Below are 17,562 nucleotides of genomic sequence, written 5' to 3' on the forward strand. Positions count from 1 at the left end.
ACCGCGAGACGCCCGGGAGGCTCACTCCACCGGAGCGTCGCCGTCTCGACGAGACAGCGTGAGCAGGGCACCACGTTCTACTGTAGTCAACTCGCGCGCCTTGCCCACCGGGAGTGTTCCCAGGTGAAGAGGTCCGAACTGCCGCCGCACCAGCTCGACGACCGGATGACCGACCTCGGCCATCATGCGGCGCACGATGCGGTTCTTGCCCGAGTGGAGGGTCAGCTCCACCAGGCTCTCCCCCCGCGAGGCGTCCAGGAGGCGCGCCTTGTCGGCGGCGATGCGTCCGTCTTCGAGCTCCACGCCCTTCAGCAGGCGCTGGATGGTCTGCGGCAGCACCTGCCCCTCGACCTTCGCGATGTAGACCTTGGTCACCCCGAACGAGGGGTGCGCGAGCACGTGGGCGAGGTCGCCGTCGTTGGTCAGTACGAGCAGGCCGCTCGTGTCGGCATCCAGTCGTCCGACGTTGTACAACCGCTCGTCCCAGTCCTTCGTGTACCGACGCAGGTCGGGGCGACCGCGGTCGTCGCTCATCGAGCTCACGACCCCGGTGGGCTTGTTGAGGATGACGTAGCGCTTCGACTCGTCGAGCTGGATGGCGGTGCCGTCGACGTCGACGAGGTCGGTCTCGGGATGGATGCGGCGGCCCAGCTCGGTGACGACGAGGCCGTTCACGCGCACGCGCCCCTCGACGATCATCTGCTCGGCGACGCGGCGCGACGCCACTCCCCGGTTGGCCAGCACCTTCTGCAGACGCACGCCCTCTTCACCCGCCGAGCCTGCGCCCCCGGTCGTCGAGCCTGTCGAAGCGTCGCTCATTTCAATACCTCTCCGTCGAATCCGTCCGAGCCGTCGTCGAGCAACGGCGAGATGTGCGGCAGCTCGTCGAGCGAGTTGATGCCGAGGTTGATCAGCAGCTGATTGGTCGTGCCGTAGTGGATCGCCCCCGTGTCGGGGTCGGTGAACACCTCGGTGATCAGTCCGCGGGCGAGCAGGGTGCGCACGACCGAGTCGACGTTGACGGCGCGGATGGATGCCACCTGCCCGCGCGTGACGGGCTGCTTGTACGCGATGACGGCCAGGGTCTCGAGCGCCGCCTGCGACAGTCGCGACGGCGCTTGCGTGTTGACGAACTCCCCCACGACGTCGTCGTACTCCTCGCGCACGTACAGGCGCCATCCGCCCCCGACTTCGCGCAGCTCGAACCCGCGGCGCGGTCCCCCGGTCTCGCCGTCGTAGTCGGCGACGAGCGCCTCGACCGCCTGGCGGACGGCCGGAACCGGAGCGCCGACCGCGGCGGCGAGGCTCACGAGACTCTGCGGCTCCTCGAGCACGAGCAGAATCGCCTCGAGGCGACGAGCGACGGATGCCGGGTCGGCCGACCGCGGCGCGGGAGATGGCGCGGGCGCGGTCTCGGCGGTCGGGGGCCCCGCAGGCGCTTCCTGCGCCGCGGGCGGAGTCATGGGATCAGCGGTCATAGTCGGCTCCGAGGGCGGCGAGGTTCTCTTCGGACCACCGTTCGGCGGTCCAGCGCAGCGTCAGCTCGCCGAGGGGCTCCAGCTGCTCGAACGACAGGGCGGCGTGGCGGTAGAGCTCGAGGATCGACAGGAAGCGCGCGACGACGACCCCCGTCTCGGTGACACCTGCGACAAGATCCCGGAAGTTCAGCGTGCCCGCCGAGCGCAGCAGCGTGACGACGATCGCGGCCTGCTCGCGGATGCTGACAAGCGGGGCGTGCAGGTGATCGAGTCCCACGGTCGGGATCTGCTTCGGGGCGAGGGCGACGACGGCCAGCGCCGCGAAGTCGTCGGCGGTGAGGGTCCACTTCAGCTCGGGGACGGCGCTGCGATACTTCTCGTCGAGGCGCACGGCACGCGTGTGCCTCTTGTCCTCACGCTGGAGGCAGCGCGCGAACCAGGCCGAGACCTCCTTGAACGCGCGATACTGCAGCAGACGCGCGAAGAGCAGGTCGCGGGCCTCCAGCAGCGCCACCGATTCGGCATCCACGAGCTCTCCCTGCGGGAGCAGTCCGGCGATCTTCATGTCGAGCAGGGTGGCGGCGACGACGAGGAACTCCGATGCCTCATCGAGGTCGGCGTCGGGGCCGAGGGCGCGCAGATAGGCGATGAATTCGTCGGTCACCCGGCTGAGGGCCACCTCGGTCACGTCGAGCTCGGCGCGCGAGATGAGCGTCAGCAGCAGGTCGAAGGGTCCGTCGAAGTCGGGCAGGGAAACGCGGAAACCGGCAGCGTCGGTCCCGGTCCCATCGACAGGCTCAGGGACCTCAGCAGGGAGGGGGTCGCCGGTCGCGAGGTGGCTGAGCCCGTCGGAGCCACCGGGACTCTCGGCGTCGGCGCCTTCCGCAGGCTCGGGACCCGGCCGCACCGCGACGGGGCTGCCCGTGGGAATGTCGTCAGGCGACGGCGCCACGGGCGACCAGCTCCCGCGCCAGCCGCAGGTAGGCCTGTGCGGCGGCGTGTTCGGGGGCGAACTCCGTGATCGGCATGCCCGAGACCGACGCGTCGGGGAACTTCACCGTGCGACCGATCACCGTCTCGAGCACGTCGTCGCCGAACGCCTCGACCACCCGCTCGAGCACCTCGCGCGAGTGGAGGGTGCGGGGGTCGTACATCGTCGCGAGCACCCCGTCGAGCTCGATCGCCGGGTTGAGGCGGTCGCGCACCTTATCGATGGTCTCGACCAGCAGTGCGACACCGCGCAGGGCGAAGAACTCGCACTCGAGCGGGATGAGCACGCCGTGCGCCGCGGTGAGGGCGTTGACGGTGAGCAGACCGAGCGAGGGCTGGCAGTCGACGAGGATCACGTCGTAGTCGGCCGCGACCTTGCGCAGCACGCGGGCCAGGATCGTCTCGCGGGCGACCTCGTTGACCAGATGCACCTCGGCCGCCGACAGGTCGATGTTGGCCGGGATCACGTCGAGACCCTCGACGCGGGTGTGCACGATGACCTCGCGCGGGTCGCGCTTGGTGTCCAGCAGCAGGTCGTAGATGGTCGGCACGTCGTGCGTCTGGATGCCGAGACCCGCCGACAGCGCGCCCTGCGGGTCGAAGTCGATCGCGAGGACGCGACGGCCGTAGCCCGCGAGGGAGGCCGCGAGGTTGATGGTCGTCGTCGTCTTGCCGACGCCGCCCTTCTGGTTGCAGAGCGCGATGATGCGGGCGGGACCGTGTCCGTCGAGCGGCTTCGGGGTGGGGAACCCCTGGTAGGGGCGTCCGGTGGGTCCGAGGATGACCTCGTCCGCGCCCGTCTTCGTGCCCTTCGTGCTCGCCGACACCGAGTCTCCCGCCTTCGTCATAACGGTTCCGAGTCTAACCGCCGCCCGCTCTCCCACCCGGTGTGACCCGCGGGCGGCGCCCCCGAACCGTGCAACCGAGGTTCCGAACCACGCAGCCGAGGTCCCTGAGCCTGTCGAAGGGACCGGGCCCCGCTGCCCATCGCTTTCCGAGGCGCCACCACCCCGCGCACGGTCGCCCGGTGACTTCGACAAGCTCAGCCATCTCCCCACCGAGGGCTCCGAGCGCGGCTACCCCGCGCGGACGGCCACCCGCGCGCGACGCGCCTGCACGAACAGCGCCAGGGCCACCGTCAGCGCGGCCCACGCGGCGGCGACCTTGGTCAGCACACCGTAGATGAGGTGGGTGGTGGTGTACTCCTCGCCGAACCCGCCGTTCGCCCCCAGCGCCACGAGGGATGCCACGACCAGCAGAACCGGGAGCGAGAGCCACCACGCCCAGCGGGCGGCATCCGGAAGCACCCTCCGTACGGGCTGGGGCGCATGCCGTGACAGCCACACCAGCGCGAAGATCCCCAGTACGGCCAGCCCGAACACCCCCGACCCGTACTGCAGCCACTTCGTCACCGAGAAGGGGCCCCAGCGCTCCGCGAGGGCGGGGAGCACTTCCTCCCCCGTGCGCCCCTCGTGGGTGAAGAGGTCCCAGGCGATGTGCGAGGCGACGCCGAGCGCGAGCGAGAGGACGAGCCAGAGGATGCCGAGGGCTCCCCCGGCGACGCTCTCGCGCATCCCCGCGCGGGCATCCGCATCCCATTGCGCCGGCAACCGCTCGGCCATCGGCCGCGGCAGCAGCTCGCGCGTCGCGGGGCGCAGCGCGCACCGCCACACGAGCAGCAGGACGAAGGCGACGACGACCGTCACCGGCAGCCAGGCGAAGTCGTGGGTGAGGCCGTAGTCGGGCCACATCCCGCGCACGAACAGCGGCAGGTCGGGGGTCATCGCCCCGATCGCGATCGCCGCCGGGACCAGCCGCGTGCGCACGAAGGGCAGTGCGACGACGGCGTGGCTCGGCGTGAACGGCATGTCAGCTGAGGAAGAGTCCCGCGAGGGTCTTCTTACCGCGCCGCAGCACCGACACCCCGCCCGGGAGCGTCCCTTCTACGATCACATCATCGCTCATCACTTTGACCCCATCCAGCGAGACACCGCCCTGCGCGATCGCGCGACGAGCGTCGCTGAGACTGCCCGACAGCTTGGTCTCTAGTAGCGCCTCGACAATTGTTCGGCCGCGCGCGATCTTGGCGTTTGGAAGCTCCTTGAGGGCAGTGCTGAGGACCTTGGGATCCAAATCCTGCAGAACTCCCTGGCCGAACAAGGCGTCCGCCGCTGCGATGACCTTGTCGGTGACCTCCTGCCCGTGCACGGTCGTGACGACCTCGCGCGCGAGACGCTTCTGCGCGGCGCGACGGAAGGGCTCGTCCTCGACCAGACGGGCGTACTCGTCGATCTCGGCACGCGAGAGGAACGTGAACACCTTGAGCCGCTCGATCACGTCGCGATCGTCGGTGTTGAGCCAGAACTGGTACATCACCCACGGGCTGCACATCTCGGCATCCAGCCAGATGGCGTTGCCCTCGCTCTTGCCGAACTTCGTGCCGTCGCTGTTGGTGATGAGCGGCGTGCCGATGGCGTGCACCGAGGCGCCCTCGACCTTGCGCACGAGGTCGGTGCCGCTGGTGAGGTTGCCCCACTGGTCGCTGCCACCGGTCTGCAGCACGCAGCCGTACTGCCGGTGCAGCTCGAGGTAATCCATGCCCTGGAGGATCTGGTAGCTGAACTCGGTGTAGCTGATGCCCGCCTCGGAGTTCAGGCGCGCGCTCACGGCATCCTTCTTCAGCATCGTGCCGACGCGGAAGTGCTTGCCGATCTCGCGCAGGAAATCGATCGCGCTGAGGGGGGCGGTCCAGTCGAGGTTGTTGACGATGCGCGCGGCGTTGTCGCCCTCGAAGCTCAGGAAGCGCTCGACCTGGGCGCGTAGGCTCGCCACCCACTCGGCGACGGTCTCGCGCGTGTTGAGCGTGCGCTCGGCCGTGGGACGCGGGTCGCCCACGAGCCCGGTGGAGCCGCCCACGAGTCCGAGGGGGCGGTGGCCGGCGAGCTGCAGACGGCGCATGGTGAGCAGCTGCACGAGGTTGCCGAGGTGCAGGCTCGGCGCGGTCGGGTCGAAACCGCAATAGAAGACGATTGGCTCCCCCGACAACAGTTCGCGCAGCTCGTCCTGGTCGGTGGAGACGTGGACCAGGCCGCGCCACAGCAGCTCGTCCCAGACGTTGTCGAACGTCGGATCGTTGGCGGGTGCGAGGGCGCTCACGGGCGCCGCATCGGTGGAGGCAGACACCGGTTCAGGCTACCAGCGGGCTCGCCGGGCGCCGGATGCCGGGGTCCGGTTCCACCGACGGACACGCACGCTGGGGGCGCGGATGGCTGTCGACGGCGTCCTCGGGCCGAGGGTGCCGGAGCGCGGGCGGGGCGCCGCGATGCGCGACACCCGGGAGCGCTCAGCCCTGAAGCGGAGACGTCGCGACGGACGGCGGCTCGCTCGGCAGCAGGAGCAGGCGCGTCTGCGTGCGGGTCATCGCCAGGATGACGCCCACCAGAGCGGCGAAGACGACCCCGCCCCCGGCGAGCATCCACCCCCGGACGATCGCGGTGATGTCGCTCCCGCCCGCGGCGAGCACCAGCGTCACGATCCCCGTGATCACGGCCGCGACCGCGAGGACGGCGACGAGGATGGCGACGATCGCGAGCGTCTGCAGGGCCGCTTCCGCGTGGAACGTCGGACGGATGCCCCACCGGCTCAGCGTGTACGCGGTCCACCGCGTCCCCGTCCACCACCGGCTCATCGTGCGGGAGATCGGATACCACCCCGCTCCGGGGCCCTCCACCACCCCGGGCAGCGGCCGCACGGCATCCGGGTCGAGGGGGTCGCCCTGAGGTGCGGGGGTGCGCCGCACCGCCGTGGTCTGCGCAGCCATCGCGAGGAACAGCGCACCGAGCAGCAGCGTCGTCACCGCGGAGAACGGCCAGCTGCCGGCCGTCGCGGCGAACGTCCCCTGCAGGACCGCGAGCGAGAGGAAGACCGCTCCCATCGTCCACGCGACAGCGGGCGATTCGGTGACGGCCCAGTCGACGCCGACCCGGCCTCTCCGGATGCGCGAGCCGGACCAGACTTTCCCGTCCCACCAGCGCACGACCTCCGACCGGGTCGTGTACCACCCGGACCGCGGCCCGTCCGCCTCGCCGGCGGAGGACTGCGGATGCCGATCCTCGGCCACCATGGACGGCCGCGCCTCCTCGAGAGCCCGGCCCTCGGGAACGGGGGCCTCGTGCGCTGTCCACTGCGCCCCGTCCCACCAGCGCAGCTTCCCCGGCGTCCCGGCGTCATACCATCCCGGCTCAGCGGTCATCGCGTCCCCCCTCGCATCGCTCGACCCTAACCGCACGCCGTCGCCCGCGCGAGCGGTTGCTCACCCGGCGTTCACACCCCACCAGACGAGGAATGCCGCGGCGAGCGAGGTCACCCAGCTGACGAGGCTGCCGATCAGGAAGTACTCGGCGCGGTCGCCGTCGTCTCGATCGCGCGAGATCTCGGGGAAGCGCACGATGCCCTTCGCGGCCAGCACGGCCGCGAGCAGCGTGTAGGCGCCCGCGAGGGTGAGCACGAACACGAGGATGCGTTCGAGGGGGCCGATGAGACGACCACCCTTGAGGGTGGGAGGGGACTGCTCGTCGCCTGCCGCCCCGCCCATCTCGGAGCGCAGCGCGATGCGCACGACGGCGTTGCCCGACTCGAGCAGGAAGACGAGGCAGCCCACCACGAGCAGAACCACGTCGATCGAGACCGCCTCACCGGGGCGGTAGGCGGACCAGGCCGCGCCGATGAGACCCGGGCGCGCGCGGCCGGGAGCGATCACGACGCACGCGGCGGCCGCCAGCCCCAGCAGCGCGACCGGCCAGAGACCCGCGCGCGCGGCGCCCGTCTCAGGCAGCACCCGCGTCCAGATGGCAGCGACGGCGACGGCGAGGACACCGGCGACCACGGCGTCGAGCCCGGCCGAGACGACGACGAGCAGCACCGCCGCCACGGAGAAGACGATCCAGCGACGGGAGCGGATCATCCGCCGCAGCAGGTCGACCCCGCCCACCGCGAGCAGCAGGAGCCCGGCGGCGATCATGCGCGCGCCCCCGCGACCAGCACGTCGTACCCCTCGACGATGGCGGCCGACCCCGCTGAGGCGAGCGCCTGCGACACCGCCGACTGGCTGATCCCCTCCTGCTCGGCGAGCTCGCGCTGCGATCGTCCGAGACAGCGGCCGTAGGTGAGGCGGCGGGCGCGCTCGCTCATGGCCGATACGGACTGGTCGCGACTCAGGGCGTACGCGGTGGCCAGAGCGATGGTCTCGGTCATGGCGGCATCCTCTCCCTCCGCCGGCTCGATCCACGTGCGCGCGAGCGGCGCGGCGCGCTGCTGCAGCCGCTCGACCTGCTCGATCGCGGCGCGGGCCGCCCACCAGGCCGGCCCCTCGGGAACTTCCCGGCCCTGCAGGGCGATGGGTCGCACCTCGCCGACCCCGACCCCGAATCGGCAGTCGACGCCCTCGGGAAGGGCGAGACGCAGCAACAGGAGCGATGCGAGGGCCGCCGACAGCGAGGGGTACTCCCCCTGCAGTTCGTCTCCGACCACCGCGGCGAGAGGTGCCGTTGCGACCGGGAGCACCTTCTCGACCCCGGCGACGGCGTCGGCGATCGCGCGCTGCGCTCCCGCGCGGTCGGCCAGTCGTCGCGAGGCGACGATGTCCGCGATGACGGCAACGCTCATGCGATAAGCCTAACGCTTATAAACCACTTTTGATAAGCGAAAAGCTGATACTCACGACACGAGCGAGCGCGCGGCGGACTGGGCGCGCGTGACGAGCTCTTCGCGCTGCTCGCCCACGCGCACCGGTGAGGTGCCGCCGACGCCGGTGCGGCTGGCCACCGACCCGTCGATGGTCAGGACCTCGCGGACGGCCGGGGTCAGGGCCGGAGACACCGAGGCCAACAGCTCGTCGTCGGCGTCTTCCAGGCCGATCTCGCGCTCCTCGCACGCACGGACGAGGGCGCCGGAGATCTCGTGGGCGTCGCGGAACGCCACACCCTGGCGCACGAGCCACTCCGCCACATCGGTCGCGAGGGAGAACCCCTGCGGGGCGAGCTCGGCCATCCGGTCGGCGTGGAAGCGCAACGTCGCGATCATGCCCGAGAACGCCGGGAGCACGAGCTCGAGGGTGCGCACCGAGTCGAAGACGGGCTCTTTGTCTTCCTGCAGGTCGCGGTTGTAGGCCAGCGGAAGACCCTTGAGGGTCGCGAGCAGGCCCGACAGGTTGCCGATCAGACGCCCCGCCTTGCCGCGCGCGAGCTCGGCGATGTCGGGGTTCTTCTTCTGCGGCATGATGCTCGAACCGGTCGAATACGCGTCGTCGAGCGTGACGAAGCCGAACTCCCGCGTGTTCCACAGGATGACGTCTTCGGAGAGACGCGACAGGTCGACGCCGATCATCGCGGTGATGAAGGCGAACTCGGCCACGACGTCGCGCGACGCGGTGCCGTCGAGGGAGTTCTCCGACGGGCGGGCCAGGCCCAGATGGTCGGCGACGAGCTGCGGGTCGAGCCCCAGAGTGGCCCCGGCGAGCGCCCCTCCGCCGTAGGGCGAGACCGACGCGCGCACCGACCAGTCGCGCAGCCGCTCGATGCCGCGGACGAAGGCCCAGCCGTAGGCCTGCAGGTGGTGGGCGAGCAGGACGGGCTGCGCGTGCTGCAGGTGCGTGCGCCCGGGCATGATCGCGGAGCCGTTGGCCTCGGCCTGAGCGACGAGGGCGTCGATGAGACGGAGCAGTTCGCGGGTCAGGGTGCGGGAGTGGTCGAGCAGGTAGAGCCGGACGAGGGTCGCGATCTGATCGTTGCGGCTGCGACCGGCCCGCAGCTTGCCGCCCAGGGCGGGTCCGACCGTCTCGATCAGCACCCGCTCGAGCGCCCCGTGCACGTCTTCATCACCGGGCGATGCGACGAGGGAGCCGTCTTTCACGCGGGCGGCGAGCTCGTCGAGGCCGTCGTGCATGGCCCGCGCCTCGTCGGCGTCGAGGTAGCCGGCCGCCTCGAGCGCCGCCGTGTGGGCGTGCGAGCCCTGGATGTCGTAGAGGGCGAGATCCCAGTCGAAATGGGTGGAGCGGCTCAGCGCCGCCAGTTCGGGAGACGGTCCGCCCGAGAAACGGGCACCCCACAGGGCCCCCTCGTTCGTCGCCTGACCGGTCTCGCTGCTCATCCCCCCAGCCTACCGAGGGCGACCGACATCCCCCGAGCCGGAGGACGGCGCCCGCCCGTTCAGCGCAGCTGCGCCGCCGGTCTCGCGGCGTCCCCGCCGACGACCGCACGCACCGCCCTGTCGATGAGCGCCTCGAGCGGTCCCCGCCCGATCACGAGCACCCAGACCGTACAGAGCACCAGGAGACCCGCCACGAGCGGAGCGAACAGTCCCGCCTCCCGGATGCCGTACAGATCCGACGTGTCGCCCAGCAATGCCAGGGCCACGATCGCCCACACCACCAGCTGCAGCACGTAGGCGGTGAGCGGCATCGACCCCACGGCGCGCAGAGGCACCGCCACCCACCGCAGCGGGGTGCGGCACAGCAGCAGACACGCGCCGATGACGGCGATCGCGAACCCGCCCGACCCGATGACCTCCCACAGCCCCGCCGAGTGGTCCTCGGCGGTCAGGACGACCGCGAGATAGGCGTTCCCCCGCACCGCGGGAGCCGTGAGCAGCGCCGCTCCGTACCCGGCGAGCGCGAGCGACCCGCCCACGGTGACGAGCAGGCCCTGCGGCGCGGGCGCCCGCAGGTCGAGGCGGCCCAGTCCCATCCCGGCCAGGAGAAACGCGATCCAGGTCGTGAACGGGTAGTTCCACCCGATCAACGCCGCCAGCTCGTCGCCGCCGGGCCCCGACCAGATGGGCGCGGCATCCAGGACGGGCTGGACCCACGGCATGACGAGGGCGAAGACCGCGGCCGCCGTGAACAGACCTCGCGCGCGCAGGCCGAGGAACGGCAGTGCGAGCACGAAGAGCACCGCGTACGCGGGCAGGATGACGTACACGGGGACGCCGGTCATCACCAGCAGCACCCCGATGACCCAGAGCATCGCCCCGCGCATCGCCAGGCGTGCCGCCGCGCGGGGACGCCGCTCGGCCGGCAGCGGACGCGCGCCCCCCGTGACGAGCGCGATCGACAGACCCGCGAGCACGGCGAAGAGGATCGACGACCGGCCGTTGACCAGCGTGATCCATGACTCCGGGTCGGGGGTCAGCACGCGCTCGGTGTCGAGGAGGTGCGCCGCGAGCATGCCCAGCACGGCGAGCCCGCGCGCCAGATCCACGCCGCTCAGCCGGCTCGGCCCGTCGAAACGGGACCAGAGCCGGCCGAGTCGCGACGTCAGCCCTGGCGCAGAAGCCACACCAGCAGCGCCTTCTGGGCGTGGAGACGGTTCTCGGCCTCGTCCCACACGACGCTCTGCGGGCCGTCGATGACCTCGGCGTCGACTTCGTACCCGCGGTCGGCGGGCAGGCAGTGGATGAAGATCGCGTCGTCCGCCGCGGTCGTCATGAGCTCGCTCGTGACCTTGAAGCCGCCGAGGTCGCGGATGCGCGCGATCTTCTCCTCCTCCTTGCCCATCGACACCCACGTGTCGGTGACGACGACGTCGGCTCCGGATGCCGCGACCTCGGGGTCGGCGAGCAGCGTCACCGACCCGCCGGTCTCGGCGGCGATGCGCTCGGCATCCGCGATCACATCGGCGCGGGGGGCGTAGTCGTCGGGAGCGGCGACGCGCACGTGCATGCCCGCAGTGACGCCGGCGAGCACGTAGGAGTGGGCCATGTTGCTGCGCCCGTCGCCGAAGAACGACAGCGTCAGCCCCTTCAGCTCGCCCTTGTGCTCGCGGATGGTGAGCAGGTCGGCGAGCAGCTGGCACGGGTGGAAGTCGTCGCTGAGGGCGTTCACCACGGGCACGCGGGTGCCGCGGGCCATCTCCTCGAGGCCCGCCTGCGCGTAGGTGCGCCACACGATCGCGGCCACCTGACGTTCGAGCACGCGAGCGGTGTCGGAGGGGGTCTCCTTGCCGCCGAGCTGGCTATTGGCCGTCGAGATGATCAGCGGTGACCCGCCCAGATCCGCGATGCCGACGGCGAACGAGACGCGCGTGCGGGTCGAGGACTTGTCGAAGATGACTGCGACGGTCTGGGGGCCTTCGAGCGGCTTCTGGGCCCAGCGGTCCTTCTTCAGCTCGATCGCGAGGTCGAGGATCTCGGCCTGCTCGGCCGGGGTGAGGTCGTCGTCGCGCAGCAGGTGGCGGGTCATGCGGGTACTCCTACGATGAGGGCGTCGTTCACGGTGGCGAGCGCGGCGCCGAGGAGGTCGAGGAACTCGGCGACCTCGGCATCCCCGATCGTCAGCGGCGGCGCGATGCGGATCGTGTCGTCGTTCGCGGCGTTCACGACGAGACCGTGCTGCTGGGCGGCGGCCACGACGGCCTTGGCGACGGGGCTGGTGAGGCCGATGCCGAGGAGCAGGCCCTTTCCGCGCACACCCGCGACGAGCGGCGAGCCGAGCGCGGCGATGCCCTCGCGCAGCTGCGTCTCGCGCCGGGCGGCGTTGTCGACGAGCCCGGCCGACTCGATCTCGTTCAGCACGGCGCCGCCGACGGCGGTGCCCAGGGCGTTGCCGCCGAAGGTGGAGCCGTGCGTGCCGGGGAAGAACAGCTCGCTCGCGGCCCCGAAGGTGATGAGCGCCCCGATGGGGAAGCCGCCGCCGATGCCCTTCGCCACGGTGATGGCATCGGGGACGATACCGGCGTGCTGGAAGCCGAACCACGCGCCGGTGCGGCCGGCGCCGGTCTGGATCTCGTCGACGATGAGCAGGGCGCCGTGGCGCTGGGTGAGTTCGCGCGCCGCCCGGAGGTAGCCCTCCGGCAGCTCGACGACGCCCGCCTCGCCCTGGATGGGCTCGACGAGAAGCGCCGCGACGCGATCGTCCATGGCGGCCTCGAGAGCCTCGATGGTGGCGTCGATGTGCTCGACCCCGGGCACCATGGGCAGGAAGTCGGCCTGCAGAGCGGGCTTGCCGGTCAGCGCCAGCGCGCCCATCGTGCGTCCGTGGAAGCCGCCCTTGAGCGTGAGGATGCGCGTGCGGTCGGTGCCGCGGCCGTGCAGACGAGCCAGCTTGAGCGCGGCCTCGTTGGCCTCGGCACCGGAGTTGCCGAAGTAGACGCGGCCCGACTCCCCCGTGCCGGCGAGGCGCTTGAGCCGTGCGGCCATGGCCAGCTGCGGCGGCGTGGCGAAGTAGTTCGAGACGTGCGCGAGGGTCGAGGCCTGCGCGGTGATCGCCTCGACGAACACCGGGTGGGCGTGGCCCAGGGCGTTGACGGCGATGCCGGCGAGGAAATCGAGGTACTTCTTCCCGTCGCCGTCCCACACGTACGCGCCCTCGCCGCGCACGAACAGCGCCATGCGGTCGCCGAAGCTGCGCACGAGGTCGCGTCCGGCGTCGTCCTGCCAGGCGGCGCGGGGCGTCGCGGGTTCCTGAGTCGTGTCCGCGTTCACGCGACCACCTCCGTTCCGATTCCTTTGTTGGTGAACAGCTCGACGAGCACCGAGTGCGGCACACGCCCGTCGATGATGGCCGCCGTGGGCACTCCCCCGTCGACGGCGTCCAGGCACGCCTGCATCTTGGGGATCATGCCCGACTCGAGCTTCGGCACCATCGCGCGCAACTCCGTCGAGGTCAGGTGCGACACCAGCGAGTCACGGTTGGGCCAATCGGCGTACAGGCCCGGCACATCGGTCAGCACGACGAGCTTCTTCGCGTTCAGCACGATGGCCAGAGCCGCCGCCGCGGCATCCGCGTTGACGTTCAGCGACGCACCGGGGTGGTCGAGGTCGGGGGCGATGCTCGAGACGATCGGCACGCGACCGGCGGCGAGGTGGTCGAGCACCGGCTGAGGGTCGACGGTGACGACGTCGCCCACGCGCCCGAGGTCGTGCTCGACGCCGTCGACGACGACACCGCGTCGACGACCGCCGAACAGGCCCGCGTCCTCGCCGCTCAGGCCGGTGGCCAGCGGCCCGTGCGCGTTGACCTTGGCCACGAGCTGCGGGTTGATCTGACCGGTGAGCACCATGCGCACGACCCCGATCGCCTCGGTCGAGGTCACCCGATACCCGCCGCGGAACTCGCTGGGGATGTCGAGACGGTCGAGCATCGACGAGATCTGCGGACCGCCGCCGTGCACGACGACGGGCTTCACGCCGACGTAGCGCAGGTACGCGATGTCGGCGGCGAAGGCGTCCTGCAGCTCGTCGCTGACCATGGCGTTGCCGCCGTACTTCACCACCACGACCTGATCGCGGTACTTCCGCACCCACGGCAGCGACTCGACGAGCGTGACGGCCCGTTCGCTGGCGGCGGCGGGATCGGTGTCTTGAAGATCGACGTGGGTCATGAGGAGTAGGCGCTGTTCTCGTGGACGTAATCGTGCGTGAGGTCGTTGGTGCGGATCGTGGCCGAGGCCTCGCCGACGCGGAGGTCGACGACGAGGTCGGTGGCGCGCGGCGTGAGGTCGACGTCCTCGCGAGGGCGATCGGGGCCGCCCGCCGTGCACACGCGCACGCCGTTCATCCACACGTCGACGTCGTACGGGTCGAAGGCGGCGTCGGTCGTGCCGATCGCGGCGAGGACACGGCCCCAGTTGGGGTCGTTGCCGAAGATGGCGGCCTTGAAGAGATTGTTGCGGGCGATGGAGCGGCCCACCTCGACCGCGTCCTCTTCACTGGCCGCGTTCGTCACGCGGATCGTGATGTCGTGGCTCGCACCTTCGGCGTCGCCCTGCAGCTGCGCGGCGAGGTCGTCGCAGACGGCGGCGAGGGCTGCGGCGAACTCCTCGGCATCCACCCGGATGCCACTGGCCCCGCTCGCCAGGAGCGTCACCTGGTCGTTGGTCGACATGCAGCCGTCGGAGTCGAGTCGGTCGAAGCTGACACGCGTCGCCGCACGGAGCGCCGCGTCTGCGCCGGCCGCGTCGAGCACGACGTCGGTGGTCAGCACGACGAGCATCGTCGCGAGCCCCGGCGCGAGCATCCCCGCGCCCTTGGCCATGCCGCCGATGCTCCACCCCTGCCCCCGGTGCGCGGCGCGCTTCGGCTTCGAGTCGGTGGTCATGATGGCGAGCGAGGCGTCTTCTCCCCCGTCGGTCGAGAGCGCGGCGACGCCCTTCTCGACGCCGTCGAGGACCTTCGACCGGAAGACCTCGTCGCCCGTGCCGATGAGCCCCGTCGAGCACACGACGACATCGCCCGCGCTCGCACCGAGCAGCTCCGCCGCGCGCTCCGCGGTCTGATGCGTGGTCTGGAATCCGAAGGATCCCGTGAAGCAATTCGCTCCGCCGGAGTTGAGCACGACGGCCTCGATCACTCCGTCCTTCACGACCTGCTCCGACCACAGGATGGGGTTGGCCTTGGCGCGGTTCGACGTGAACACCGCCGCACCCACCTTGAGCGGTCCGCGGTTGACGACGACGGCCACGTCGCGTCCACCGGACGACTTCAGACCGACGGCGACGCCGGCGGCTTCGAAACCAGCGGGGATCGTCACACTCACGGGGCGACTCCGTTCACGGGAAGGGCGGTGGTCTCGGCGAGGCCCAGCGCGATGTTGAGGGACTGCACGGCGGCTCCCGCCGTGCCCTTGACGAGATTGTCGACCGCGGCGACGACGGTCACGCGATTGGCCGCGCGATCGATCGCCAGACCCATCGACGCGATGTTGGCGCCGAGCACGTCGGCCGTGCGCGGGAAGACGCCCGCGGGGAGCAGCTCGACGAAGGTCTCGTCGGCGTAGGCGCTCTCCCATGCGTCGCGGATCTCGGCATCCGTCGCGCCATCGACGATCGGTGCCGAAGAGGTGGCTAGGATGCCGCGCGCCATCGGCACGAGGACCGGCGTGAACGACAGGCGGATGCCGTCGCGCGGCGCCCCCGCGGCGGCCAGAGCCTGGCGGATCTCAGGGATGTGGCGATGTGTACCGCCGACGGCATATGGGTTCGCGGTGCCGAGGATCTCGCTGGCGAGGAGGTTCGTCTTGGCGGACTTGCCGGCTCCACTCGGGCCCACGGCGAGGACCGAGACGATGTCGCCCGGGTCGATGACCCCCGCTGCGACACCCGGCGCGAGGGAGAGGGCGACCGTCGACGCGTTGCACCCGGGCGCGGCGATCCGGGTGGCCCCGCGGAGGTGCTCGCGCTGCTTCACGCCGCCGACGACGAGCTCGGGGACGCCGTACGCCCACGGCTCGGGGTGCTCTCCGCCGTAGAACGCGGCCCAATCGTCGGCCGATGTCAGACGGTGGTCGGCACCGGCGTCGATGACGAGCGGGGTGCCGGCGAGGGCGTCGGTGTACTGCGCCGACTGCCCGTGGGGCAGGGCGAGCACGACGATGTCGTGACCCGCGAGCACCTCGGGCGTGGTCGGCTGCAGCTCGAGGTGCGCGAGGGAGCGCAAGTGGGGTTGATGGGCGACGAGCCGCTGGCCGGCGCTGGAATGCGCGGTGACCGTGCGGATCTCGACGTCGGGATGGTCGGCGAGGAGGCGGAGGATCTCGCCACCCGCGTAGCCGGAAGCGCCGGAGACGGCGACCGAGAGGGTCATGTATCCACCTTACGAGTCGGGGCTGATGCTGCACGCAGCGTGAAGCGGGGCGGCGACGCCCGTATGCCCGACCGATGGCGGGTTACGAGGTCGCCGAGAATCGGCGCGCGACCCGACGTCGACGCTCGTCACCGGTGCTCACGAAGAGCTCCTCGGTGCGCGCGGTGGTCGACGACATAGTGGCGAGGGTATCCGCCTCACGCGCGCGCGAGCAAATCCGCGCGGGCGGGATACCAGGGAACCGCTACCCGCACAATCCATTCGTGTCCCCCAAAAGGGGGACAGGGAAGGCGTATGATTTGTGTTCTGCCCTCATCGCCGGGCACTTCCGACTGCCCCCCTTACCGGCGATGAGGGCAGATCTTTGCACCCCGGCGTGATCGGTGGCTCTCACGCGCCGCGTCGCCCGCGCGCTGGCGCGCGAGTTTGACGCCTTCCGGATCCGAAGTCAAGCGCTACAGGTAGTCCATCGCTAGTCCCTAGCTTCGTGCCCGTGGTGCTTGGGGGGCCGAGCAACCAGGGGATTCTTGTGCTTCGCACGAACTTTCACGAAGTTCGCGTCTCTCGCACGATGCGAGCGCGTCGAACGATCATCAAAACGACAGCAGTGATCGCGCTCAGCGCTCTCGCGGCGTTCGGGGCACCTCTCAGCGCCTCCGCCCTGGGAAACTCGGTCACCGAGGAATCATCGGCGCCGATACAGCCGCAGACCGGCGGCACGGACGGCACGACGGACGGACACACGGACGGCACGACGGACGGACACACCGACGGGACGACGGACGGACACACCGACGGGACCACGGACGGGACGACGGACGGACACACCGACGGGACCACGGACGGCACGACCGACGGACACACCGACGGCACGACCGACGGACACACCGACGGACACACCGACGGCACGACCGACGGACACACCGACGGAACCACGGACGGCACGACCGACGGACACACCGACGGGACCACGGACGGCACGACCGACGGACACACCGACGGAACCACGGACGGCACAACCGACGGACACACCGACGGGACCACCGACGGCACGACCGACGGGACCACCGACGGACACACGGACGGCCACACCGACGCGTGGGACGCGAAGGATGCCGACGACTCCCAGGACGCAAAAGACGCGTGGGATGCCAAGGACATGAAGGATTCCACCGAGGCGAAGGACTCGAAGGATTCCACCGAGGCCAAGGACTCCAAGGACTCCACCGAAGCCAAGGACATGAAGGACTCGACAGAGGCAAAGGACTCCACCGAAGCCAAGGACTCCAAGGACTCCACTGAGGCCGAGGACTCCAAGGACTCCACCGAGGCGAAGGACTCCAAGGACTCCACTGAGGCGAAGGACTCCAAGGACTCCACCGAGGCGAAGGACTCCACCGACTCCACCGAGGCGAAGGACTCCACCGACTCCACCGAAGCCAAGGACTCCAAGGACTCCACCGAAGCCAAGGACATGAAGGACTCGACAGAGGCAAAGGACTCCACCGAAGCCAAGGAC

General features: G+C 70.7%; 16 protein-coding genes and 1 pseudogene. 1 reads left to right on the forward strand and 16 read right to left on the reverse strand.

Features of this window, described 5'->3' with window-relative positions; translation table 11 throughout:
* Nucleotides 1–21: 21 nt before the first annotated feature.
* The 16 genes from ACFZA2_RS00825 to argC form a co-directional block, all read right to left on the reverse strand.
* Nucleotides 22–819 carry a pseudouridine synthase gene (locus ACFZA2_RS00825; protein WP_391399379.1) on the reverse strand — a complete coding sequence of 266 codons (798 nt, stop codon included), beginning with the start codon at nucleotides 817–819 and terminating at the stop codon, nucleotides 22–24.
* Nucleotides 816–1,478 carry an SMC-Scp complex subunit ScpB gene (gene scpB / locus ACFZA2_RS00830; RefSeq protein ID WP_391399382.1) on the reverse strand — a complete coding sequence of 221 codons (663 nt, stop codon included), beginning with the start codon at nucleotides 1,476–1,478 and terminating at the stop codon, nucleotides 816–818. The genes ACFZA2_RS00825 and scpB overlap by 4 nt, the downstream gene beginning before the upstream one ends.
* On the reverse strand, nucleotides 1,468–2,229 hold the full coding sequence (locus tag ACFZA2_RS00835; protein ID WP_391401464.1) for a segregation and condensation protein A: 762 nt from the start codon (nucleotides 2,227–2,229) through the stop codon (nucleotides 1,468–1,470). The genes scpB and ACFZA2_RS00835 overlap by 11 nt, the downstream gene beginning before the upstream one ends.
* Nucleotides 2,230–2,413: 184 nt before the next feature.
* Nucleotides 2,414–3,316: a ParA family protein gene (locus ACFZA2_RS00840; RefSeq protein ID WP_315993052.1), complete on the reverse strand. Its 903-nt coding sequence runs from the start codon at nucleotides 3,314–3,316 to the stop codon at nucleotides 2,414–2,416.
* Between the two features lie 228 nt (nucleotides 3,317–3,544).
* Nucleotides 3,545–4,336, reverse strand: coding sequence for a DUF4184 family protein (locus ACFZA2_RS00845; protein ID WP_391399386.1), 792 nt, complete (start codon nucleotides 4,334–4,336; stop codon nucleotides 3,545–3,547).
* Between the two features lies 1 nt (nucleotide 4,337).
* A complete protein-coding gene (gene tyrS / locus ACFZA2_RS00850; RefSeq protein ID WP_391399389.1) occupies nucleotides 4,338–5,651 on the reverse strand; it encodes a tyrosine--tRNA ligase in 1,314 nt (437 codons plus the stop codon).
* Between the two features lie 160 nt (nucleotides 5,652–5,811).
* Complete coding sequence (locus ACFZA2_RS00855; RefSeq protein ID WP_391399392.1) at nucleotides 5,812–6,720, reverse strand: DUF2510 domain-containing protein; 909 nt, start codon at nucleotides 6,718–6,720, stop codon at nucleotides 5,812–5,814.
* 60 nt (nucleotides 6,721–6,780) lie between these two features.
* The gene (locus ACFZA2_RS00860) at nucleotides 6,781–7,488 is read right to left on the reverse strand and encodes a hypothetical protein (RefSeq protein WP_391399395.1); all 708 of its coding nucleotides are present in this window, start codon (nucleotides 7,486–7,488) and stop codon (nucleotides 6,781–6,783) included.
* Nucleotides 7,485–8,132, reverse strand: a complete 648-nt coding sequence (locus ACFZA2_RS00865; protein WP_315993057.1) for a SatD family protein — start codon at nucleotides 8,130–8,132, stop codon at nucleotides 7,485–7,487. The genes ACFZA2_RS00860 and ACFZA2_RS00865 overlap by 4 nt, the downstream gene beginning before the upstream one ends.
* Nucleotides 8,133–8,183: 51 nt before the next feature.
* The gene (gene argH / locus ACFZA2_RS00870) at nucleotides 8,184–9,614 is read right to left on the reverse strand and encodes an argininosuccinate lyase (RefSeq protein ID WP_363392531.1); all 1,431 of its coding nucleotides are present in this window, start codon (nucleotides 9,612–9,614) and stop codon (nucleotides 8,184–8,186) included.
* Between the two features lie 59 nt (nucleotides 9,615–9,673).
* Complete coding sequence (locus ACFZA2_RS00875) at nucleotides 9,674–10,723, reverse strand: heparan-alpha-glucosaminide N-acetyltransferase domain-containing protein (RefSeq protein ID WP_391399399.1); 1,050 nt, start codon at nucleotides 10,721–10,723, stop codon at nucleotides 9,674–9,676.
* Between the two features lie 56 nt (nucleotides 10,724–10,779).
* Entirely contained in the window at nucleotides 10,780–11,703 is a 924-nt protein-coding gene (gene argF / locus ACFZA2_RS00880; protein ID WP_391399402.1) for an ornithine carbamoyltransferase, read from the reverse strand.
* Nucleotides 11,700–12,851: an acetylornithine transaminase gene (locus ACFZA2_RS00885; RefSeq protein ID WP_391401467.1), complete on the reverse strand. Its 1,152-nt coding sequence runs from the start codon at nucleotides 12,849–12,851 to the stop codon at nucleotides 11,700–11,702. Before ACFZA2_RS00885 ends, argF begins: the two co-directional genes overlap by 4 nt.
* 89 nt (nucleotides 12,852–12,940) lie before the next feature.
* Nucleotides 12,941–13,843, reverse strand: a complete 903-nt coding sequence (argB, locus tag ACFZA2_RS00890) for an acetylglutamate kinase (RefSeq protein WP_391399405.1) — start codon at nucleotides 13,841–13,843, stop codon at nucleotides 12,941–12,943.
* Complete coding sequence (gene argJ / locus ACFZA2_RS00895; protein WP_391399408.1) at nucleotides 13,840–14,997, reverse strand: bifunctional glutamate N-acetyltransferase/amino-acid acetyltransferase ArgJ; 1,158 nt, start codon at nucleotides 14,995–14,997, stop codon at nucleotides 13,840–13,842. The genes argB and argJ overlap by 4 nt, the downstream gene beginning before the upstream one ends.
* The gene (gene argC, locus ACFZA2_RS00900) at nucleotides 14,994–16,043 is read right to left on the reverse strand and encodes an N-acetyl-gamma-glutamyl-phosphate reductase (RefSeq protein ID WP_391399411.1); all 1,050 of its coding nucleotides are present in this window, start codon (nucleotides 16,041–16,043) and stop codon (nucleotides 14,994–14,996) included. The genes argJ and argC overlap by 4 nt, the downstream gene beginning before the upstream one ends.
* A 607-nt stretch (nucleotides 16,044–16,650) precedes the next feature.
* Here argC and ACFZA2_RS00905 point away from each other — a divergent pair.
* Nucleotides 16,651–17,562: pseudogene (locus ACFZA2_RS00905) on the forward strand (hypothetical protein); the annotation flags it as partial.

The organism is Microbacterium sp. NPDC007973 (assembly GCF_042958465.1).
GTDB lineage: Bacteria > Actinomycetota > Actinomycetes > Actinomycetales > Microbacteriaceae > Microbacterium > Microbacterium galbum.